The organism is Devosia subaequoris (assembly GCF_014197055.1).
Lineage (GTDB): Bacteria > Pseudomonadota > Alphaproteobacteria > Rhizobiales > Devosiaceae > Devosia > Devosia subaequoris.
In genome coordinates this window covers 406479-426164 of sequence record NZ_JACIEW010000002.1, presented here as the reverse complement: position 1 = coordinate 426164, position 19686 = coordinate 406479, and the positions used below count along the sequence as shown (strand labels likewise).

The following is a 19686-nucleotide window of genomic DNA, read 5'->3' as shown; positions in this document are numbered from 1 at the left end:
GTTCCTGAACCTAGTGCGTTGCAACAAGAGCGCGACCGAGCTTGGCGAGCCCTTCTTCGAGCAGTGCATCGGAGATGGTCAGTGGGCAGAGAATGCGGATGGTGTTGCTGTAGATACCGCACGAGAGCAGCACGAGCCCATCGGCCAGCGCTGTCTGAATGACGCGTTTGGTGGTTGCCGCATCGGGTTCGCCACTGTCGGTGACGATATCAAAAGCAATCATGGCCCCGGGGCCGCGAATAGCCGAAATGGGCACGCCGTCATTGCGAAGAGCCAGCTCTTCCAGCGCGCCACGGATGGTGGCACCAAGCGCATCGGCGCGGGACGGCAGGCCTTCTTCGCCAATCACATCGAGCACAGCCAGCGCGGCGGCACAGGCCATGGGGCTGCCGGCATAGGTGCCGCCCAAGCCACCGGGTTCGGCGGCATCCATGATGTCAGCCCGCCCGATGACGCCCGAGAGGGGAAACCCACCCGCCAGGGATTTGGCGACGGTCAGCAGATCGGGTTCCACCCCGGAATGCTCGATGCCGAACATCTTGCCAGTGCGGGCAAAGCCGGTCTGGACTTCATCGGCGATCAGCACGATGCCATGGGTGTCGCAGGTCTGGCGCAATGCCTGCAGCAGTTCGGTCGGGGCAGGCAGGAATCCCCCTTCACCCTGTACAGGCTCGATAATGATGGCGGCCACATCAGTGGGCGCGATGTCGGCCCTAAACAATGTGTCGAGCGCGCGCAGCGTGTCAGCTACACTGACACCATGGCTCGGTGCTGGGAACGGCACGTGGTAAATGGCTGGTGGCGCGACACCGAATTTAACCTTGTAGGGGGCGACCTTGCCAGTTAGCGCCATGGTCAGCGTGGTACGACCATGAAAACCACCGCTAAAGGCGATCACGCCGGGCCGTCCGGTGGAAGCCCGGGCAATCTTGATGGCGTTCTCAACGGCCTCGGCTCCGGTGGAAAACAGCACTGACTTGGCTGGTGCGCTGAACGGTGCCAACCCATTGAGCCGCTCGCACAGCGCCACATAGGGTTCGTAGGGCAAGATCTGGAACGCAGTGTGGGTGAAGTGATCGAGTTGATCGCGCACCGCCGCCATCACCTTGGGGTGACGGTGACCCGTATTGAGCACCGCGATACCCCCCGCAAAATCGATATAGCGATTGCCGTCAATGTCCCAGATTTCCGAATTTTCAGCGCGCTGGGCATAGACCGGGAAGGCACTGGCGAGCCCGCGCGGGATGGCGACAATGTGACGGTCACGGAGATCGGAATTGTGAGACATGGGACGCACTCTGGGAGCAGGATCTGGTCCCCCATTGTTACCGTGCGCTGCTTCACACCCGTAGCAGATTGATTTGCATACAGTGGTGCATTAGAGCTTCCACTCATGAATGTTGACGGATTCAACCTCCCCCCATTGATCATGCTGCGCGCCTTCGAAGCGGTGGCGCGGATGGGTAGCATGCGTAAGGCAGCGGACGATATTGGAGTCAGCCACACGGTGGTCAGCCGCCATGTGCGCAATCTCGAGCATTGGATGGGCCAGAAACTGGTGACGGCGACGCCGCGCGGGGTAGCGTTGACAGCAGCTGGTGAAACGCTGTTCGCATCGGTTACCCGCGCCTTCCGGATCATTGACAATACCACGGCTGAGTTGCGCCCCGCCTCGCCGCGCGCCGGTCTGCGTATCTGGTGCATGCCGGGACTGGCCACCCGCTGGTTGACGCCGCGCCTGTCGGATATCGAAGCGGCAATGGGATCGGTCGAGATCAGTCTGCGGGCGATTGATCGCCTGCCCGACTTTGCCGCGCACGAGGCCGATCTCATGATCGGGTTTGGCCGTTTTGAGGACCTGCCGACTGGCGCCCGGCGACTGATTCTGCCGCGCATGTTTCCGGTCGCCAGTCCGGCATGGATTGCCAGCAATGGCGCACCAGCGGATCTCTTGGCCCTGGCACAGGCCCCGCTGATCCATGAGGAAAGCCGCCAGCAATGGACGGACTGGTTTGAGGCGATGGGCACTAGGCTAAGCGCGCAATTGCGCGGGCCGCGCCTGTGGGACGCCAATCTGGGCTTTGACGCTGCACTGGCGGGCCAAGGTATTGCGCTGGTGACCCGACTAACGGCTGGCAGCGAGATCGACGATGGCAGGCTGGTGGAAATCCTGGACAGCAAAGTGCAACTGGGCGGCTATTATCTGCTGGCGGCACCGCAGCGTCAGGGGGACCCCATGCTGACCCGGTTCGAGCGTTGGCTTGAGGACAACCTGCCGCGTGAGTGAGCGTTGCGCACCTACGCGAGCGCGCATGATTTTGGGCCGCGCAGCGCCGCTGTCTAGAGCGTTTTCGACAATTGTCCTGCTTGACGCGACAGGGGAGCAACCCGACTTTAAAGGGGTCCTTTGTCAACAACACCCGTCCCATTATGCCCAGCACCCGCAAACCTGTTATCGGGGTCATTTCCTGCACCCGTACCGTCGAGGGCGAAGACGCCTATATCGTCAAAACCCGCTATGTGGATGCCCTCACCAAGCATGCTGATGCGGTGCCACTGATCTGCCCTGCCATCACGACGCGAGACGATGCGGACGCCATGCTTGCGCGGCTCGACGCCATTCTGCTGACCGGCAGCAACTCCAATATTGAACCGCACCACTATGGGGCCGCCAGTGGGCGCGCGCCCTACGATCCGGGACGTGACACGATGTCGGCCTTGCTGATCAAGGCAGCGGTAGCGGCGAGCAAACCGGTGTTCGGGATTTGCCGGGGACTGCAGGAAATCAATGTGGCTCTGGGCGGTACCCTGGTGGACCAGCGGGACGGCGCAGAGCCGCCGGAATTGCCGCATCATGCGCCCGACGATGCGCCGCTTGAGCAGATGTTTGGCCATAGCCACCCCATTGACGTGGTGGCGGACACGCCCTTAGCTGCGATTACTGGCGAGCCGAAGCTCACCATCAACAGCGTTCACTTCCAGACGATCGGGACACTGGGCGCCGGACTGGTGGTAAATGCGCGTGCTAAAGATGGCGTAGTGGAAGCGGTTTCCTCGGTCCAGGGACTGGCGAAAATCCTGGCGGTGCAATGGCATCCGGAGTGGCGACCAGAGACCCGGTCGCACGATCTGGCGTTCTGGCAGGCGCTGGGCGAAATCACGCGCGGCGACGCAATGCGATAAGAATTCATTATAGGGTGAATATTGATTAGGAATTGGACAGCGGCGCTGAAAGGCCTTTGATTATTGGCGTAAACCAACTTAGGCGATCCATGACCGACAAGAAATTCTATCTCAAATTCGTCAAGGCCAACGTTCAAGGTATCATCACGCTTTATTGGGATAACGCGCCCAAGACCTGTGAAGCCCTGTGGAACGCGCTGGAAACGCCGATCCAGTGGGATGCGACCCACGCCATCTTTTCGGGTCCCGAAATCATGATGGGCCTGCCTGAGACCCACCGCACTTTCGATCCAACCGCCCTGCCGCCGGAAAACCAGACAGTGCTGCCCGAGCCGGGCGAACTGCTGTGGTTCTATCAGCCCAAGAACTTCTTCAAGATTGACCCCAGCGAGTTCTGGGAAATTGGTATGTTCTACGGCGTTGGCGGCCGCACCTTTGGCCCCACGGGTTGGATTCCCTGCACTTATATCGGCAAGATGACCGAAAATCTGGATGCTGTGGCGGAGCAGTGCCGCCTGATCCGGATCGAAGGCGCCAAGACCGTTGAGCTGGGTCGCCTGTAGAGACGCTGGCCCAAATTGACTGGGTGGCGGCTGTTGCTTCACCGGTCGCCTCTTCGGGCCACAATACAATGACCTCGTCTCTCGACAGACCCGGGATGAGGTCCACTCCAGCGCCGGACACTCGCAGTACTGGCGCTGTCGCCATCAATTCAGCAAGGGAGACGACCAATGAAAGCTATTTTCGGTACAACCGCTCTGAGCCTTTCGGTTCTGCTCGGCACCACCGCCTTCGCGCAGGACACCACCTTTACGATCAATTCGTTCGGTGGCGCCTATGAGACGGCCCATCGCGCCTGCATCATCACCCCGTTCGAAGAAGAAACCGGTGTGAGCGTCAATGTTGTCACCGCTTACTCGGCAGATGCCTTTGCCCAGTTGCGCGCCCAGAAGGATGCGCCGCAGTTTGACGTGATCCACTTCTCGGGTGGCCAGGAAATCGTTGGCGCAGCTGAGGGGCTGCTGGCACCAATCGACGCGGCAAGCCTGACCAATGCAGCAGACTTATATGACTTCGCCAAGGCCAATCTGGCCAAGGGTGAAGGTCCAGCCTATTCGATCGCGGCCATCGGCCTGATCTACAACACCGACGCTGTCTCGCCGGCGCCGACCCAGTGGGCCGATCTGCTCAATCCAGAATACAGCGAACATCTGGTTCTCACCGACATCTCCAATGGCTATGGCATGCTCGGCTTCCTGATGCTGAACCAGTCACAGGGCGGCGATCTGGACAACATCCAGCCCGGCCTTGATGCGGTTGCCAAGTTGCTCGACGCCGGCGCGCTGATCGTGTCGACCTCGCCCGAAATCCAGCAGGAATTCGCGCAGAATGACGCGTGGATCGCTCCTTATGCTTCGGACTACGCGTTCACGCTGCGCAAGGCCGGCCTGCCATCGGGCTTCGCACAGGGCGCTGAAGGCACACCAGCCAGCTACATCACCGCCAATGTCGTGGCCGGCCGTCCCAATACCGACCTGGCGCTGAAGTTCATCGACATGTCCATCTCGCCAGAGGCACAGGAGTGCTTTGCTGAGGCTCTGCGCTACTCGCCCACCAATTCCAAGGCTGAACTGGACGCTGAGATCGCTGCTGACGTCGCCTATGGCGAAGAAGGTGTTGCCGGTCTGATCCGCTTTGACCCAGCCGTGATTGAAGCCAATCGTGCCGCGTGGGTTGAAGAGTGGAACAAGACGATCGCTCGCTAAGGCGGCCGATTTGCAAGGCGCTGCTCTGTTCCACTTGCCCCTGGGTGAAGCCGGAACAGGGCAGGGCCGTCCGCCCCTCAGAAAAATCATGATAGCATTCCGGGCGCCACTTCTTTGCCGCCCGAACTGCGCAGTTCTCCCGCCCAAGATGGACAGACGACCTATTCAGCAATCTGTGGCCTAGCGGCGTCCTGAGCAAAAGGGCGCAATCTCATGGTTCGACTCGCGCGCCATGAAGTCTACACATAGATGGGATGCCCAACTTTTTAGGGCTGCGTGAAGCAAGGAAGACGCAACGCATGAACGACCGCACAGAGAACCTGATGCTGGCCTTGCCCGGAATTCTGCTGCTGGGGCTCGCCTTCTTCCTGCCCATTGCGCAGATGTTGCTGCTGAGCATATCCGGGCCTGAAGGTTTTACTCTAGCGCATTTCGTGCGTTTTCTGTCCGACCCCTACTATCTCAACATCCTGTGGCGCACCGTGCGGCTATCGGTGCTGATCACCGTGATCTGCGCGTTGATCGGTTTTCCACTGGCCTATATCATGACCAAGGTGGGTCCCAAGCTACGGTTGTGGCTGGTGGTAATCGTGATTTTGCCGCTGATGACCAGCGTCGTGGTGCGCACCTTTGGCTGGATGGTATTGCTCAGCCGCAGCGGCTTAGTCCCCGAAATTCTGCGTGATATGGGTCTGGTGGGCCGCACCTTCGCCCTGATGCAGACCGAAGCCGCCATCGTGATCGGCATGGTGCAGGTGCTGCTGCCGTTCATGACATTGTCTATTCTGGGCGTGCTCGCCCGCATCGACGGGAGGCTCGAAGAGGCCGCGCGTACTATGGGGTGCTCCTTCCTGCAGACGATCCGTACGGTGGTGCTGCCGCTGGCCCTGCCCGGTATTGTTGCCGGATCGCTGCTATGTTTTACGCTGTCGGCCAGCTCGTTCGTTACCCCCAACCTGCTCGGCGGCACGCGCATTCAGGTCTTGGCCGCCTCGATTTACAAGTCCGTTACGGCGACGCCGGACTGGCCCTTTGCAGCGGCGCAGGCCGTCATCCTGTTCGTCGGCATCCTGCTGGTGCTGGTGCCCTATATCAAACTCACGGGGGCCAAGAATGGTTAGGGCTGTTCCGGGCTGGCTGCATGTAGTCGGTATTATCTTCGTCGCGCTGACCGCGCTCATTCTGTTGGCGCCGCTGATCGTAGTGATCGGGGTGTCAGTATCGGAAAGCCAGTTCATCGCGTTCCCGCCCAATGGGTTGAGCCTGCGCTGGTATCAGGAAGTGTTGTCGTCCAACGCCTATCTCAACGCAGCCTGGATCAGCATCCAGATCGCCTTGCTGGTCACCCTGATGGCCACGGCCATCGGCGGTGCGGCGGCCATCGCCATTCATCGCCGGCAATTGCCGTTCTCGGATACGCTGGCCACGATATTCCTGTCGCCGCTAGTGCTGCCCACCATTATCTACGCCATCGGCATGCTGATGTTCTGGAGTTCGGTGTTCGGACCGGTCACGCCGCTTACGCTGGCGCTCAGTCATACGGCGATCGCGCTGCCCTATGTGGTGCGTACCACGCTGGCGGTGCTGGCGGAGTCGGACCCCTATCTCGAAGAGGCCGCACGCACCATGGGTGCGAACCGCCTGCAGCGGCTGTGGTTCGTGGTGGTGCCCCAGTGTTTTCCGGGCCTGGCTGCCGGGGCGTTCTTTGCCTTCAATATCTCGTTTGACGAAGCAGTGCTGTCGTTGTTCCTGCGGGGGCCGACGCTGACGACCCTACCGGTGCAGATCTACAGCCAGCTGGAGTTCTCGCCCGACCCATCGGTGGCCGCCGTGTCCACCATCATGATTGCCTTGACCATTGTGCTGATCTTCGTGATCGACAGGATGCTGGGCCTCACCCGTTTCGCGAGCGCCTGACCCATGGCTAATGTTCGACTGACCAATATCCGCAAATCCTTTGCCAAGACCCAAGTGCTGCATGGCATCTCGCTTGATATCGCCTCGGGTGAGTTCATCTCGCTGCTGGGCTCCTCGGGCTGTGGCAAGACCACACTGCTGCGCATGGTCGCCGGGCTGGAAAGCGTCACGGCTGGCGGCATCGAAATCGATGACCGCGACGTCACTAGCCTGCCACCCGAAAAGCGCGACATCGCAATGATGTTTCAGTCTTATGCGCTGTTGCCGCATCTCAGCGTCAGCGAGAACGTGCGGTTCCCACTGCGCATGCGCGGCATCGGTAGTCGTGAGGAGCAGCAGGAAAAGGTCGCCGCCGCGCTCGAGACCGTGCAGTTGGGCCATTTGAGCGAGCGCAAGCCACGCCAGCTCTCGGGCGGCCAGCAGCAGCGTGTGGCGCTGGCGCGCGCCATTGTCTCCCAGCCCAAGGTGCTGCTGCTCGATGAACCATTGAGCAATCTCGACGCTCGGCTGCGCGAAGACATGCAGGTGGAACTGATCGAAATCCATCAGCGGCTGGGTCTGACGACGATCTTTGTGACCCATGATCAGGAAGAGGCGCTGAGCCTGTCGGATCGGATCGTCCTGCTCAATGCGGGGCGAGTGGAACAACAGGGCACGCCAGACGAGATTTACAACCAGCCCGCCACCAGCTTTGCCTCGAACTTCATCGGGTCGGCCAATCTGGTGCCCGCCGAAATCACCGATGGCCCGAAGGGCCCGGTGGCCAAGCTTGAGGACGGTCAGATGCTGGTGCTTGACCCCAACGAGCCCATCCGCGGCAAGGCCACCCTGGCGCTGCGACAGGAAGACCTGACACTGAGCGCAGAGGGCGCCGGCCCCAAAGCCAAGGTGCGCACCCGCGTGTTCCTGGGCGCGCGCAATCGCTACGTCATGACACTAGCGGGCCATCCGCTGCGCGCCCTGACCGCCAATGATCTCGACTTCGCCAATGGCCAGGAAATTGCGCTGACCATTGATCCGGCACGCATTCGCGTGATCGCCGACTGACCCCTGTATCGGAATTTGCATCATGAGTTTTGAAACACGCCTTTTTATCAATGGCGACTACGTTCAGGGGCAGGGCCCGGCGCTGGCGAGCCATGAACCCGCGACCGGCAAGGTGCTCGCTGAAGTCGCGTCGGCGGACCGCGCCCAGGTCGATGCGGCTGTTGCCAGCGCCCATGCAGCCTTCGCGAAATGGAGCCAGACCACGCCCAAGGAGCGCAGTCTGGCACTACTGCGCATTGCTGACGCCATTGAGGCGCGCTCGCACAGTCTGGCCGATGTGGAATCGGTCAACGCCGGCAAACCCTGGCGCTATGTGCAGGCGGGCGAACTGGCCAATGTAGCCGACGTGTTTCGGTTCTTCGGCACGGCGGTGCGCAATGTGCCGGGGACAGCAGCGAACGGTTTCCGCTCGAGCCGGCACACCAGCATGATGCGCCGCGATCCGCTGGGCGTGATTGCCTCGATTGCCCCGTGGAATTATCCACTGCTGATGGCTGCTTGGAAAATCGCTCCAGCCGTTGCCGCCGGCAATGCCGTGGTGATCAAGCCATCGGAAAACACCCCGCTGAGCCTGTTGTTGCTGGCGTCGATCCTGGCCGAATTCCTGCCGCCAGGCGTCGTCAATGTGGTGTGTGGTGATGGCCCTGAAGTGGGCCAGACACTGATTACCCATCCACTGGTGCGCATGATCTCGCTGACAGGCGATGTGCGTACCGGGCGCGCGGTCCTAAAGGCTGCCGCTGGAGAAAGCATCAAGCGCACCCATCTTGAACTGGGTGGCAAGGCCCCGCTGATCGTGTGTGCCGATGCGGATATCGAAAGGCTGGTGGAAACGCTGCGCGAAGCCAGCTTCTACAATGCCGGGCAGGACTGTACGGCGGCCTGCCGGATCTTTGTTGACAAGTCCATCGTCCAGGAGGTGACCGACAAGCTCTCGGGAATGATCGACTCTCTGGTTTATGGCGCGCCCGAACGCAATGATGTCGAGTTTGGCCCATTGATCACCGGGTCGCAGCGCGACCGCGTCGCCGGTTTTGTAGAGCGGGCACGCGCCGACGGCGCTGATATCGTCGCTGGCGGCGCGACACCGGATCAGCCGGGCTATTACTACCAGCCAACGCTGGTCTCGGCGCCGATCGAGGCTGAAATCGTGCAGAAGGAAGTGTTTGGACCGGTGCTCACCATCACCGCATTCGACGAACCAGCCACGGCGCTGGAATGGGCCAATACCTCGGAATACGGTCTGGCTTCTTCGGTGTGGTCGCGCGACAGCTTGCAGGCGATGAACATCGCCAATGCGTTGCAATACGGCATCACCTGGGTGAACACCCACGGCGTGTTCGCCACCGAAATGCCCCATGGGGGCATGAAGAATTCGGGCTATGGCTCCGATCTCTCCATGCAGTCTCTGATGGACTACACGCAGGTACGCCACATCATGGTTGCCTCCTAGCTCGCTGAAAAAGGCGCGCAGGGATGGGTAAATCTGATAGAGGAAGCGCCATGCGCATCCTCGACATGATCACCTTTGTCGCGTTGGCGCGGCACCGCCATTTTGGCCGTGCCGCTGAAGAACTGCATACGACGCAGCCAGCCATCTCCATTCGCCTTGCCGCGATGGAGGAGGAGTTTGGCTGTCGTCTCATGCACCGCACCGGACGCAATTTCTCGCTGACGCCAAGCGGACAACGGGCGCTGGAAGCCTTCCAGTCGATCTTAAGTGCCTATGACGGACTCAAGCATGAGCTGAGCGACGAAACCAGTCTCGCGCCCAAGGTGGTGCGGATCGGGGCGATCGACTCGGTGTCCTCAACCTGGATGACACCCTTTGTCGAAGCGCTCCATGAAGCGGCGCCAACGCTGAAAATCGAGCTGACTGTCGAAGGCACAAAGAGCCTGGTCGACGGTATGAACAAGGGCGAATTCGATGTGATCTTTGCGCTCGATCCGGCCATTGGCGACAATTTCCGCAGCTTCACCTCCTGTGTGCTGCAGATGACGTGGGCGGGATCGCCGAAGATCATCAATCCGGACCGTACCTATAGCGTGGATGACCTGGCCAGCCTGCCCATCATCACCTTTCCCAAGGACACACCGCCCTATCGAATGATCGCGCCGTACTTTCAGGACGAACAGGTGCTGGCCAGCAAGCTGACGAGTTCCAATTCACTGTACTCAATCATCAGTCTGCTAATTGACGGGTTTGGGGTAGGTGCCATTCCAAGCGTCACTATCAAGCGTGAACTCAAGACCGGCTTGTTGCATCCCATTAGAGTGACCAAGCACTTTCCCGCAATGCCGATCATTGGCACCTACCAGGCGATCACCGAAAAAGAACTGATTATTAGCGTCGTAGAACAGGCGCGTCGCAGCGCGGCATTGTATTGCTCAACTGCAGACCCGAGTATGGCTTGGGTGGATTAAATGGATGGGAATTATTGATAAATCGATGGCTTATTCGTTTTGCGGCGTCTCTGCACTCTATTTGGTAGTGCATTAGGTGTCCGTCGTCATTCTGGGTCTTTCGTCCTTCAGACGAGACCCGAACTCTCCTTAACGATCAAACCCGATTCTGTGCCACGGGCGCTGATGCCGGACAATGCGTTTGATCGGGTCGTCAACGATGATCAGGTCTGCACCTCGGCCAAGTACCGAGCCACCATTGCCTGCAGCGAAGCGATAGCCATGCTCGGTCGTAGTGAGTTCTGTATTGCGGGGGCGTTTTGACGCCAACCGCATGCGAGGGAACGTCCGCTGATACCACTCAGTTTGCAACAGTGTGCGTGTGTCAACTGACAGCTTGCGGGCGAAGTCATCCGAAAAGGACACGCACATGATGCGTTTGGATGGTTCATGCCCGAGCAGCCAAGCGGGGAAGGCGATGGATGCCGTGATCGATTTCATGGACCGCGGTGGCACATTTATGAGCAACCTGGTGCAGTCACCGGCAGCCACGCGGGACAAGTGCCAGCAGAGATGGTCGATATGCCAGTTGTGCTCGTAGGTCGTGCTGGGCTCAAGGGTGTCGAAGGCCTTTTCGACAAAGCAGCTCAGATCCTGTCGGAGGTAGGCACGTAGCTCGCGCTCCGGCGTAATCAAACTAGTCATCGTCCAATGCGCCTTCATCGCCACCTGGGGCGTTCGAAGCTTTCTTGGGGCCAGCGCGTTGACGACCGCGGTCGATAATTGCCCGATCCTCCTCAGGTAGTTCTTCCTGAATCTCGCTGGCGCCGTCATCGCAACGCTCATACCGGTCAAACAGGTCGCTACGAACTTTTGCGTCGTGCTGGGCGTCCTTAAAAGCGCACAAGACCAATGCCTCGAACCTCGAAACCTTGAGCTTGCGGCCATTCTCGGTCACTGCGATCTCCGACTCCATGACCGCTGCCAAAATGGTTTTGTAGTTTCGGCAGCCCTTCTTGCGCCCCCCAGGGTTGCCGGACTGACCCGGCTTGAAGCGGCTTGCGACTTGTGGTTTTCCGCGACCTACGGTGTAGTCACCGGAACCGCTTTTGCTCTTCTTGCCCGACATGGCTCATCTCCTTCGCCGATGCGGACGCGGCGGCGCGCGCGCGAGGGAGCGGAGCCAGAAGAGCCAGACTGGCCGCGGTTCTCTTGGCGAAGGTCGGACAACTTGGCAAAACTCAGGCCGGTCTCAGCGTGATGCGCGGTTTCACCCGACCACTCCTGCCAACGCTTGACACCCACGTCGACAAACTTGGGGTCGAGTTCGATGGCGTAGGCGCGGCGGCCCGTCTTTGCAGCAGAGATGATCGTCGTGCCTGAGCCAGAGAAGGCGTCGAGCACAATGCCATTCCGGGGTGACACATCGCGGATCGCATCTGCGATCATGGCGACATTCTTGGGTGTAGGGTGGAGCGCCAGCTCGTCGCGCATGGCGAACGAACCAGGATAAGACCAGACATTGGTGCGGTTACGACCAAACTTGCCCAACTGGACATTGTTAGTGCCCGACGCCTTGGGGTCGGCAAACGCAAAGACAAGTTCGTGCTGGGAGCGATAGAGCGAGCCCATGCCCCCCACGCCCTTATCCCAGACGCACAGATTCTTCAGGACGAGCCCGGCGTTCTGACCGGCCGTACTCATCTCCAACATGTGGCGCCAGTCCATGAAGCAATACTGGTAGGCCCCGGGAAGACTGAAGTCTTTGCTGGCCTTCAAGAAGCGGCTCAAGAACGGGACGAACTCGTCACCCAATTCGCCCGAGCCCATCACGAACTCAGTGTGCCGGCCTGAGCTCGACACGTGGCCCTCGATCTTGACGTCATACGGAGCATCGTGGATGCCCATGTGGGCGCGCTCGCTCCCAAAGAGGGACTTGTAGGTTTCCTCCTCGAGCGAGTTGCCGCAGATCAGGCGATGGTCACCAAGCAGCCAGAGGTCGCCAAGCTCAGAGATCACCGGCTCCCCAGTCGACAGCGCAGCACCCGGGTCATTCCCCGGCGGGCATTCGGCGTTGGAGATCAACTGGTCAACTTCGGGAGACGTGAAGCCGGTGATACTAAAATCGAAATTGAGCTCGATAGAAAGCTCCAACTCCAGCATGTCGTTGAATTCGATCGCGAGCAGGCTGTCGTCCCAGTGGGACAATTCGGCGAGCTTGTTCCCAAACCCTTCACCATTCCTGCCGTTCAGGCTGCAACCAAGACTTCCCGAGAGCTGCCAGTCTGCTTACCACCCAGGCGGCGGCGACAGGGTGGTAAACTGGCAGGTTATGGACGAAATAGCTGAAAAGCTGTCGAGCCCCGCTATGCATTAGCGGGGCTCGCACGTTTACCAGCGGCTCAAGCCAAGCAGCTTTTCACCAAGCGGCGTCAGCTCCGCTGTCGTCGCATTGTGCTTCTCCCAGTCGCGCGGATCACCCGGAAAGGCATCGCGCTGCGGATGATCAAGGTCGCGCCAGAGCCGGATACGCTCCTGCCGCTCGACCTCATTGTCCCATTCCGCCGGATGCATGGAGATATACTGCGCCATGCGCACGCGGCCGTCGGAATGGTTGGGGCGCACCCCATGCGCCAGCAGGGAGTTGAAGATCATCAGATCGCCCTGCTCCATGTCGATATTGACGGCGCTCTGCCCCGTCATCTCGGGATGCATCGGGTCGCGATCGTCCGGCTGGGTCTGCACCCAGTCCTCAAAGTGCTCGAACAGATACGGCACGCACTGGAAGCCGCCGACATCGCCGTCCTGCTTCTTGAGGCTGAGCACGGCCTGCACGCCGATCGGCAGCGGCCGGATCGACGTATCCACATCCCAGTGGATGAAGCCATTGGGGTTGCCCTTGACCTTTTTGGGCGGATTAAGATTGGCCCGGTCAATGGTGACCCAGAGGTCTTCCCGATCCCAGATATCCACGAACGCGTCGTAGATTCGCTGCTCCATGCGATTGTCCCACAGATACTGGTGATTATAGATCTCCAGCATCCCGGTATTGTTGAGCTCCTTCATCTTGTGCTCGCGCCGTTGCGGCGCATACCAGGTGGAAGGATCGTTCGGATCCTTCTCGTCAAATTTCCAGAGCAAGTCGACGAGCCGCTCCACATTGGCCGCAGGCACCGCCTGCCGGACAATCACGTAGCCCTTCGTCGTCCAATGCTCCCAATCGTCCCTCGACAAAACGCGCAGCGGCAAGGTCTTCTCGATGTCCTTGAGCTGCGTCGTGGCAACGGTGGTCGGATGGCTGTCGCGCTTCAACTGCGTGGCCTGCTGCATTTAACTCTCCCATGTCGAACTCCCCTCGAAGGCGGATGATTGTGAGGTTAGCGGCCACGCAGCGCCCATGTTGTGCTGGTCATGCGTGTTTTGGTACTATTCTGGCGTCTAGTGGGATCATCATGCCCGATGCGCGCCTATCGTGAACATCTGTCGACGCCGAACACCGCCTCGTGGACCATGCTCAACCGGCGGTTGGACGACGCCATACCGTTCCAATGGCATCATCACCCCGAATTCGAACTAACCCTGACGCTCAATTCACAGGGCCAACGCTTCATCGGCGACCATGTCGGCAGCTACGGCGATGCCGACCTTGTCCTCGTCGGACCGAACCTGCCCCATACCTGGGCCTCGCGCAAAAAGCTCGACCATACCGAGCCGCACATTGCCCTGGTCTTTTGGTTCCGCAAGGAATGGATCGAAGGCATGATCGCCGGTTCGGTCGAGTTGCAACCGGTAAAGGACCTGATGAACCGCTCGCTCGGCGGCCTCGCCTTTGCCCGGGAGACCGGCCTTGCCCTAGCCCCTGAATTCAGCGCTATGTTCGACCTGCCACCGGTCCAACGACTGCTTGCCCTGTTCTCGATCCTCGATCGCCTCGCCGAAGACAGCAGCGCGCACCCGCTTTCCCATGCAGTGCCCCAGGAGGTTGAAGGCGGCCGCTCGCGGTTGGATCGGATCCTGGCGCACCTCCACCAACACTACGTCGGCCCGACCAGCATGCCAGAACTGGCCGAAATCGCCGCGCTCAGCGTTTCGGGCCTCCACCGCATGTTCGTCAAGCACACGCAGGTCAGCATCACCGACTACGTCGCCGGCCTCCGCATCGGCGACGCCTGCTCCCGTCTCTCCTCCACCAACGAACCCATCGGCTTCATCGCCGAAGCCGTCGGCTATCCCTCGGTTGCCAACTTCAACCGCCAGTTTAAAGCCCAGCGTGGAATGACGCCCCGGGCCTACAGGGCCATATTCCGTCACGCATCAACACAAACCCGGCTAAGTTAGCTTGCAGGAAACTCATGCCTGCACTCTGTCCAAACGGATTTACGTCTTGGTTGCGGAACGGCAGGTTTCGGGCGATCACCAAATCGTCGCGGCGGCCGCAATGGGCTGGGCGCCAGACAGCAAGCGCCTGGCCTATGTGGCCTATCCGGTCGGTACGTCGTAATAGCGCCTCGGCAGATCGTCAGCGACGACCTGCCGAGCCTTTTTGATCAGGGTACGATGTGGCCGGCCGCGCGGAACAGGCTGTACCATTCTTCGCGCGTTAGGTTGATGTCTGACCCGGCCGCACATTCGCGTACGCGCTGCGGCTTGGTGGTGCCTAAGACGACCTGGATATTGGCGGGGTGGCGGGTAATCCAGGCGACGGCGACACCGGTTGGTGTCACGCCATAGGCCTTGGCCAGACGATCGAGTTCGTCATTGAGTTCGGGATGGCTCTCGCGATCACCGACAAACACCCCGTCAAAGAACCCCTTCTGGAAGGGAGACCAGGCCTGCAGCATCATGCCGTTAAGGCGGGAATAGTCGAGCAATCCAATATCGCGAGAAATCGACTGATCGCTGCCATCCATGTTGGCCGCCACACCCTGCGCGATCAGATTGGCGTGAGTGATGCTCAACTGGACCTGGTTGTAGCGCAGCGGCTGTTTGACGGCACTCTTGAGCAGTTCGATCTGGCCCGGCGTGTGATTGGAAACACCGAACTGGCGCACCTTTCCAGACGCTTCAAGCGTGTCGAACGCCTTGGCAACCTCTTCAGGTTCAACCAGAGCGTCGGGGCGGTGCAGCAGCAGGACGTCGAGATAATCCGTCTTCAGCGCGGCCAGAGACTCATCGACGGTCTTCAGGATGTGGTCGCGGGAAAAGTCGAACCAGCCATGCCGAATGCCGACTTTGCTCTGAATAACGATCGACTCGCGTTCGGAAGGCGTGAGGGTCACCGCTTCCCCGAAGCGCTCCTCACAGCGATGGCGTGCGCCACCATATATGTCGGCATGGTCGAAGACCGTGATGCCGGCCTCGCGGGCGGTATCAAACAGGGCGCGGATTTCGGAATTGTCCATTTGCGCGATACGCATAAGGCCCAATACGACACTGGACACTTCACTATCGCTATGGGGGGCTTTGTAGGTTTTCATCAGTGGGCCTTACTGCCTCTTTCGCTCGGCGCCGGGGACATATTGACGCCAGTTGTGGTTTTCCTTGAACCCGAGAACGTCCCGGACCTTTCGATTTGAAATGGGGGCCTCGAACGCCTCTATGGGCCGCGCAATGGGTGTATTGGGAGCCCACCTAGCCAGGAAAGCCTCGCTCGGCTCGTTCGCTGTGATCTCGTCATTGACCGCGTTGAACACCTGGAAACCCAAGCCATCTTTGGCGATACAGAGAGCGACAATCTGACCCAGATCGCGCGCGTCGATATAGCTCCAGGCGTTGCGTTTGCGGGACGGCGGATCAGCCAGGAAGGTCGGGAAGCGGGCATAGTCTTCCGGTTCGACCACATTGCCGATCCGCAAAGCGTAAATGTCCGCACCCGTGCGCATGGCAAAGGCCCGGGCGGTCTTTTCATTGACCAGTTTGGACAGGCCATAGCTGTCCATCGGGTCGACGTCATAGTCTTCTTCGAGCGGAAACTTCTGGTAGTCCTTATCGCCTTCGGCAAAACAGACGCCATAGGTGGTTTCGCTCGATGCAATGACAATCTTGCGGATTCCGAGTTTGGTCGCCGCCTCGATCACATTGTAGGTCGAGGTCACATTGGCCTTGAAGGTCTCATTGTCGGGGTGGATCAGCACGCGGGGAATGGCCGCGAAATGGACCACTGCGTCGACCGGGGCCGGGCCCTTGCCGGTTTCAAAGCCCTCAAAACCAAAGTGTATGGAGAGCGCATTGAACACCTGGCCGCTATCGGTCAGGTCGGTGATCAGGGTGTTGACGCCCTCGATGTCGAGCGGCTTCAGATCAAGATTGAGCACCGTGTGCCCTTGCGCCACCAGATAGGCGACGGCGTGGCGACCGGCCTTGCCGCTGCCGCCGGTAAAGATAATACGTTTGCCCATGTCCGGTCTCCTTAAGTCATCAATTGGCCGCCATTGACCTCGATCTCCTGCCCGATGATGTAGGGTGAGAGCAAATTGGAGGCGAGGAACAGGTAGACGCCCACGCAATCCTCGGGTGTGCCGTGGCGGCCTTGCGGAATGGCGTTGAGCGCGGCCTGCATCTGTTCGGCGGTGGAATAGCGTTCGTGGAAGGGTGTGGTGATCACGCCCGGCGCCACGGCATTGACGCGAATGCCAAAGGGGATGAGCTCCTTGGCCATGCCCCGCGTGACGTTGGCAATGAACGCCTTTGATGAACCATAGATGCCGGCCCCATTGCTCGCTCCGTTGCGCGCGGCGATGGAGGTGGTGTTGATGATGAAGCCACAGCCCGCGGCCTTCAAGTGTGGGATTGCGGCACGGCTGGCGGCCAGAACCGAGCGGCCGTTGAGGTCCATGACCGCGTCATAATGCTCGTCGGTCATCTCGCTATAGGCCAGTCTGGCAACCATGCCCCCGGCATTGTTGATCAGTCCGTCGAGGCGGCCAAACGCAGCCACGGTCTCCTCGACCGCGCGCTCCATTTCGTCTGACTTGGTTGCATCGGCCTTTACCAGTGCAGCCCTGCCGCCACCAGCTGCGATTTTGGCTGCGAGAGTCTCGGCCGCTGCGCTGCTGGAATTGAAATGCAGCCCTACCAACGCACCCTGCGCGGCAAATGCGGTGGCTAGTGCCGCGCCGATGCCGGTTGATGCGCCCGTGATCAACACGCTCTTGCCGGCAAGATCCGGGACAACGAGTGAAGTCATGGTCGTCTCTCCTAACACCTTAAAAGCCGGTCACGGCGATGGGGCGATAGGGTGCTTCGAGCTGGGCGATTTCGTCGTCGCTCAAAGTCAGTTCTTCCGCAGCAATGGCGTCTTTCAGATGCGAGAGCTTGCTGACGCCGACAATTGGTGCGGTCACACCTTGCTTTTGCAGGACCCAGGCCAAGGCGACCTGCGCCATGGACACCCCGCGCGCCTTGGCCACGGTTTCAACGGCTTCGACAACGGCCTTTGCGTTGCCGTCGGTCTGTTCATACATGGTCTTGTTGTACCGATCGGTGGTGGCTCGCTTGGTTTGTGTGCCCCAGGGACGGGTCAGTTTGCCGCCACCCAGGGGGCTCCAGGGCAGAAGAGCGATGCCCTGATCGAGGCAAAGCGGGATCATTTCCCGCTCTTCCTCGCGGTAGGCGAGACTGATCTGGTCCTGCATCGACACGAAGGGCGTCCATTCATTTGATCGCGCCGCGTTTTGCAGCTTGGCGAATTGCCAGGCCCACATAGAAGACGCGCCGATATAGCGGGCCTTGCCGGCGCGCACGACATCATGGAGAGCCTCCATGGTTTCTTCGACCGGCGTGAACGGGTCGAAACGGTGGATCTGATAGAGGTCGATATAGTCAGTGCCAAGACGGCGCAGGCTATTGTCAATCTCGTCCAGAATAGCTTTGCGCGACAGGCCCTGACCATTGGGGCCGGGGCGCATGCGGCCAAACACTTTGGTCGCCAGCACAATTTCCTCGCGCGGCGCCAGTTCCTTTATCAACGCTCCGGTAATTTCCTCACTTGTGCCTTGTGCGTAAACATTTGCTGTATCGAAGAAATTGATGCCCGCGTCCCAGGCCGCCCGGAACATGGGGCGCGCCTCTTCCAGGCCAAGAACCCAGGGGCGTTCATCAGTGACTTTGCCAAAGGACATGCAGCCAAAACAAATACGGCTGACTTCTAGCCCCGTACGACCAAGCCTGTTGGTGCGCATAGCAATCTCCTCAATGTCATGATGCCGCCGTTGCACGCCCAGGGCAGTGCCCGACGAAAACGTGGCGTACCTTGAGCAGCTTTCGTCAATCATGCAAATAGATTATAACGATACGATTATTCAGAATCTGAGATGAATGGTCCGTCATGGAACTGCGACAACTGCACCACTTTGTCGCTGCGGCGCGGATGGAACACTTCACCCGCGCGGCCAGAAAGCTCAATATCGCCCAATCTGCGCTGTCTGCCTCTATCCGGTCCCTGGAGGAAGAGCTGTCGGCACAACTATTCCTTCGGACAACCCGCAGGGTTCGGCTGACCGCTGCAGGGCGTACCTTGTTGTCCAAGGCCGAAAAAGTTCTCTTCTCGGTCGAGGAGGCGCGAGAAGCTGTGCATGCCGTCGAACAAGGAGAGGCGGGGAGACTGACGATCGGCTCCGTTCAGAGCCTGCCAGCATTTTTGCAGCTGCCAAGCATCCTAGCCAAATTTCATGCGCTATATTCCAAGGTCGAGATCAGTCTTTTGCAAGCGAGCGCTCTGAACCTGCTTGATAAACTGGAACGGGGCGACCTCGATATTGCGTTTCTTCCCGCATTTGAGGCGCGGCGGGGTGTCGAAACTAAAATGATAGCGTGCGAGGAGCTTGTACTGGTCTGTTCACGGTCGGCTGTTCTTTTTTCGGGCCACGACGTGCGCCTGCATGATCTTTGCGCTGTGCCATTCGTTGACTTCGAGACCGATCTTGGCACTCGCACACTGATCGACAGAGTCTTTGCCCGGGCGTTGATGGATCGCCGGGTCATCTTCGAGGTGAGCGATCTGGAGACGTTGCTTAATTTGGTCGAGCAGGGCCTCGGCGTTGCCTTGGTTCCGTACTCGGTCGCACACAGCCGAAGGGACACGCTCAAAAGTTACGCCGTCTCCAATGTTGATCTGTGTTGGGAGATCGTCGTGGCCACCCGTGCAAACACTTCTCGCACAGCATCAATCGCTCGGTTTCTCGATCAAATGCCAACGGACCGTTAGACCAAGGTTTCAAGGTGATGCTGCCGATACATTATCTTCAATCTTCGGCATGACATCGGCATGGGCCATCGAGACCAGTGTGGGCACCTTATTCCCCTGTACGATCGATACTGCAGCGCAGATGGCCGCCACGTGAACGGCTGAATTTGGTCATGTCCTCGTCAA

The 19686-nt window shown here is 59.7% G+C and carries 20 protein-coding genes; 11 read left to right on the top strand and 9 right to left on the bottom strand.

Features of this window, described 5'->3' with window-relative positions; all coding sequences use genetic code 11:
- Positions 1 to 10: 10 nt before the first annotated feature.
- A complete protein-coding gene (gene gabT, locus GGR20_RS06665; protein ID WP_183310450.1) occupies positions 11 to 1288 on the bottom strand; it encodes a 4-aminobutyrate--2-oxoglutarate transaminase in 1278 nt (425 codons plus the stop codon).
- A gap of 105 nt (positions 1289 to 1393) precedes the next feature.
- On the opposite strand from gabT, the gene GGR20_RS06660 reads away from it, so the two are divergent.
- The 9 genes from GGR20_RS06660 to GGR20_RS06620 all read left to right on the top strand — a co-directional run bounded on the left by GGR20_RS06660 (position 1394) and on the right by GGR20_RS06620 (position 10337).
- Complete coding sequence (locus tag GGR20_RS06660) at positions 1394 to 2287, top strand: LysR substrate-binding domain-containing protein (protein WP_183310449.1); 894 nt, start codon at positions 1394 to 1396, stop codon at positions 2285 to 2287.
- 143 nt (positions 2288 to 2430) lie between these two features.
- Complete coding sequence (locus GGR20_RS06655) at positions 2431 to 3183, top strand: gamma-glutamyl-gamma-aminobutyrate hydrolase family protein (RefSeq protein ID WP_116588727.1); 753 nt, start codon at positions 2431 to 2433, stop codon at positions 3181 to 3183.
- 89 nt (positions 3184 to 3272) lie between these two features.
- Positions 3273 to 3746, top strand: coding sequence for a DUF3830 family protein (locus GGR20_RS06650; protein ID WP_157291754.1), 474 nt, complete (start codon positions 3273 to 3275; stop codon positions 3744 to 3746).
- Positions 3747 to 3914: 168 nt separating this feature from the next.
- Positions 3915 to 4949 (top strand): ABC transporter substrate-binding protein, encoded by a 1035-nt coding sequence (locus GGR20_RS06645; RefSeq protein WP_183310448.1) that lies wholly within the window; start codon positions 3915 to 3917, stop codon positions 4947 to 4949.
- A 299-nt stretch (positions 4950 to 5248) separates the two neighbouring features.
- The gene (locus GGR20_RS06640) at positions 5249 to 6070 is read left to right on the top strand and encodes an ABC transporter permease (RefSeq protein ID WP_183310447.1); all 822 of its coding nucleotides are present in this window, start codon (positions 5249 to 5251) and stop codon (positions 6068 to 6070) included.
- Positions 6063 to 6866 carry an ABC transporter permease gene (locus GGR20_RS06635; protein ID WP_183310446.1) on the top strand — a complete coding sequence of 268 codons (804 nt, stop codon included), beginning with the start codon at positions 6063 to 6065 and terminating at the stop codon, positions 6864 to 6866. Before GGR20_RS06640 ends, GGR20_RS06635 begins: the two co-directional genes overlap by 8 nt.
- Positions 6867 to 6869: 3 nt before the next feature.
- Positions 6870 to 7913, top strand: coding sequence for an ABC transporter ATP-binding protein (locus GGR20_RS06630; RefSeq protein ID WP_183310445.1), 1044 nt, complete (start codon positions 6870 to 6872; stop codon positions 7911 to 7913).
- A gap of 22 nt (positions 7914 to 7935) precedes the next feature.
- The gene (locus GGR20_RS06625; protein WP_183310444.1) at positions 7936 to 9366 is read left to right on the top strand and encodes an aminobutyraldehyde dehydrogenase; all 1431 of its coding nucleotides are present in this window, start codon (positions 7936 to 7938) and stop codon (positions 9364 to 9366) included.
- A 50-nt stretch (positions 9367 to 9416) separates the two neighbouring features.
- Complete coding sequence (locus tag GGR20_RS06620; RefSeq protein WP_157291759.1) at positions 9417 to 10337, top strand: LysR family transcriptional regulator; 921 nt, start codon at positions 9417 to 9419, stop codon at positions 10335 to 10337.
- Positions 10338 to 10466: 129 nt separating this feature from the next.
- On the opposite strand, the gene GGR20_RS06615 is transcribed toward GGR20_RS06620, so the two are convergent.
- From GGR20_RS06615 to GGR20_RS06600, 4 genes are all read right to left on the bottom strand, one after another.
- Positions 10467 to 11021: a hypothetical protein gene (locus tag GGR20_RS06615; protein WP_183310443.1), complete on the bottom strand. Its 555-nt coding sequence runs from the start codon at positions 11019 to 11021 to the stop codon at positions 10467 to 10469.
- A complete protein-coding gene (locus GGR20_RS06610; RefSeq protein ID WP_183310442.1) occupies positions 11014 to 11445 on the bottom strand; it encodes a DUF5681 domain-containing protein in 432 nt (143 codons plus the stop codon). The genes GGR20_RS06615 and GGR20_RS06610 overlap by 8 nt, the downstream gene beginning before the upstream one ends.
- A complete protein-coding gene (locus tag GGR20_RS06605) occupies positions 11400 to 12524 on the bottom strand; it encodes a DNA-methyltransferase (RefSeq protein WP_183310441.1) in 1125 nt (374 codons plus the stop codon). The genes GGR20_RS06610 and GGR20_RS06605 overlap by 46 nt, the downstream gene beginning before the upstream one ends.
- Positions 12525 to 12707: 183 nt before the next feature.
- Positions 12708 to 13646, bottom strand: coding sequence for a phytanoyl-CoA dioxygenase family protein (locus GGR20_RS06600; RefSeq protein ID WP_183310440.1), 939 nt, complete (start codon positions 13644 to 13646; stop codon positions 12708 to 12710).
- Between the two features lie 129 nt (positions 13647 to 13775).
- Here GGR20_RS06600 and GGR20_RS06595 point away from each other — a divergent pair, with 129 nt between their 5' ends.
- Positions 13776 to 14654 (top strand): helix-turn-helix domain-containing protein, encoded by an 879-nt coding sequence (locus GGR20_RS06595; RefSeq protein ID WP_246349460.1) that lies wholly within the window; start codon positions 13776 to 13778, stop codon positions 14652 to 14654.
- Positions 14655 to 14863: 209 nt separating this feature from the next.
- Here GGR20_RS06595 and GGR20_RS06590 read toward each other — a convergent pair whose 3' ends face one another.
- From GGR20_RS06590 to GGR20_RS06575, 4 genes are read right to left on the bottom strand one after another with little or no spacing between them, the layout of a single operon-like run.
- Positions 14864 to 15793, bottom strand: a complete 930-nt coding sequence (locus tag GGR20_RS06590; RefSeq protein WP_183310439.1) for an aldo/keto reductase — start codon at positions 15791 to 15793, stop codon at positions 14864 to 14866.
- A gap of 9 nt (positions 15794 to 15802) precedes the next feature.
- Positions 15803 to 16714: an NAD-dependent epimerase/dehydratase family protein gene (locus GGR20_RS06585; protein ID WP_183310438.1), complete on the bottom strand. Its 912-nt coding sequence runs from the start codon at positions 16712 to 16714 to the stop codon at positions 15803 to 15805.
- An 11-nt stretch (positions 16715 to 16725) separates the two neighbouring features.
- On the bottom strand, positions 16726 to 17502 hold the full coding sequence (locus GGR20_RS06580; RefSeq protein WP_183310437.1) for an SDR family NAD(P)-dependent oxidoreductase: 777 nt from the start codon (positions 17500 to 17502) through the stop codon (positions 16726 to 16728).
- A gap of 19 nt (positions 17503 to 17521) precedes the next feature.
- Positions 17522 to 18496 (bottom strand): aldo/keto reductase, encoded by a 975-nt coding sequence (locus tag GGR20_RS06575; RefSeq protein ID WP_183310436.1) that lies wholly within the window; start codon positions 18494 to 18496, stop codon positions 17522 to 17524.
- Positions 18497 to 18642: 146 nt separating this feature from the next.
- Here GGR20_RS06575 and GGR20_RS06570 point away from each other — a divergent pair, with 146 nt between their 5' ends.
- Positions 18643 to 19521, top strand: a complete 879-nt coding sequence (locus GGR20_RS06570; protein ID WP_183310435.1) for a LysR family transcriptional regulator — start codon at positions 18643 to 18645, stop codon at positions 19519 to 19521.
- The last annotated feature ends 165 nt before the right edge of the window (positions 19522 to 19686 follow it).

Excerpts from the sequence above, each read along its gene's own strand:
- GGR20_RS06620 (WP_157291759.1), top strand. The coding sequence starts at position 9,417 with ATGCGCATCCTCGACATGATCACCTTTGTCGCGTTGGCGCGGCACCGC.
- GGR20_RS06650 (WP_157291754.1), top strand. The coding sequence starts at position 3,273 with ATGACCGACAAGAAATTCTATCTCAAATTCGTCAAGGCCAACGTTCAA.
- GGR20_RS06580 (WP_183310437.1), bottom strand. The coding sequence starts at position 17,502 with ATGACTTCACTCGTTGTCCCGGATCTTGCCGGCAAGAGCGTGTTGATC.
- GGR20_RS06595 (WP_246349460.1), top strand. The coding sequence starts at position 13,776 with ATGCGCGCCTATCGTGAACATCTGTCGACGCCGAACACCGCCTCGTGG.
- GGR20_RS06585 (WP_183310438.1), bottom strand. The coding sequence starts at position 16,714 with ATGGGCAAACGTATTATCTTTACCGGCGGCAGCGGCAAGGCCGGTCGC.
- GGR20_RS06600 (WP_183310440.1), bottom strand. The coding sequence starts at position 13,646 with ATGCAGCAGGCCACGCAGTTGAAGCGCGACAGCCATCCGACCACCGTT.
- GGR20_RS06575 (WP_183310436.1), bottom strand. The coding sequence starts at position 18,496 with ATGCGCACCAACAGGCTTGGTCGTACGGGGCTAGAAGTCAGCCGTATT.
- GGR20_RS06630 (WP_183310445.1), top strand. The coding sequence starts at position 6,870 with ATGGCTAATGTTCGACTGACCAATATCCGCAAATCCTTTGCCAAGACC.
- GGR20_RS06635 (WP_183310446.1), top strand. The coding sequence starts at position 6,063 with ATGGTTAGGGCTGTTCCGGGCTGGCTGCATGTAGTCGGTATTATCTTC.
- GGR20_RS06655 (WP_116588727.1), top strand. The coding sequence starts at position 2,431 with ATGCCCAGCACCCGCAAACCTGTTATCGGGGTCATTTCCTGCACCCGT.
- GGR20_RS06645 (WP_183310448.1), top strand. The coding sequence starts at position 3,915 with ATGAAAGCTATTTTCGGTACAACCGCTCTGAGCCTTTCGGTTCTGCTC.
- GGR20_RS06590 (WP_183310439.1), bottom strand. The coding sequence starts at position 15,793 with ATGAAAACCTACAAAGCCCCCCATAGCGATAGTGAAGTGTCCAGTGTC.
- GGR20_RS06615 (WP_183310443.1), bottom strand. The coding sequence starts at position 11,021 with ATGACTAGTTTGATTACGCCGGAGCGCGAGCTACGTGCCTACCTCCGA.
- GGR20_RS06610 (WP_183310442.1), bottom strand. The coding sequence starts at position 11,445 with ATGTCGGGCAAGAAGAGCAAAAGCGGTTCCGGTGACTACACCGTAGGT.
- GGR20_RS06660 (WP_183310449.1), top strand. The coding sequence starts at position 1,394 with ATGAATGTTGACGGATTCAACCTCCCCCCATTGATCATGCTGCGCGCC.
- GGR20_RS06625 (WP_183310444.1), top strand. The coding sequence starts at position 7,936 with ATGAGTTTTGAAACACGCCTTTTTATCAATGGCGACTACGTTCAGGGG.
- gabT (WP_183310450.1), bottom strand. The coding sequence starts at position 1,288 with ATGTCTCACAATTCCGATCTCCGTGACCGTCACATTGTCGCCATCCCG.
- GGR20_RS06640 (WP_183310447.1), top strand. The coding sequence starts at position 5,249 with ATGAACGACCGCACAGAGAACCTGATGCTGGCCTTGCCCGGAATTCTG.
- GGR20_RS06570 (WP_183310435.1), top strand. The coding sequence starts at position 18,643 with ATGGAACTGCGACAACTGCACCACTTTGTCGCTGCGGCGCGGATGGAA.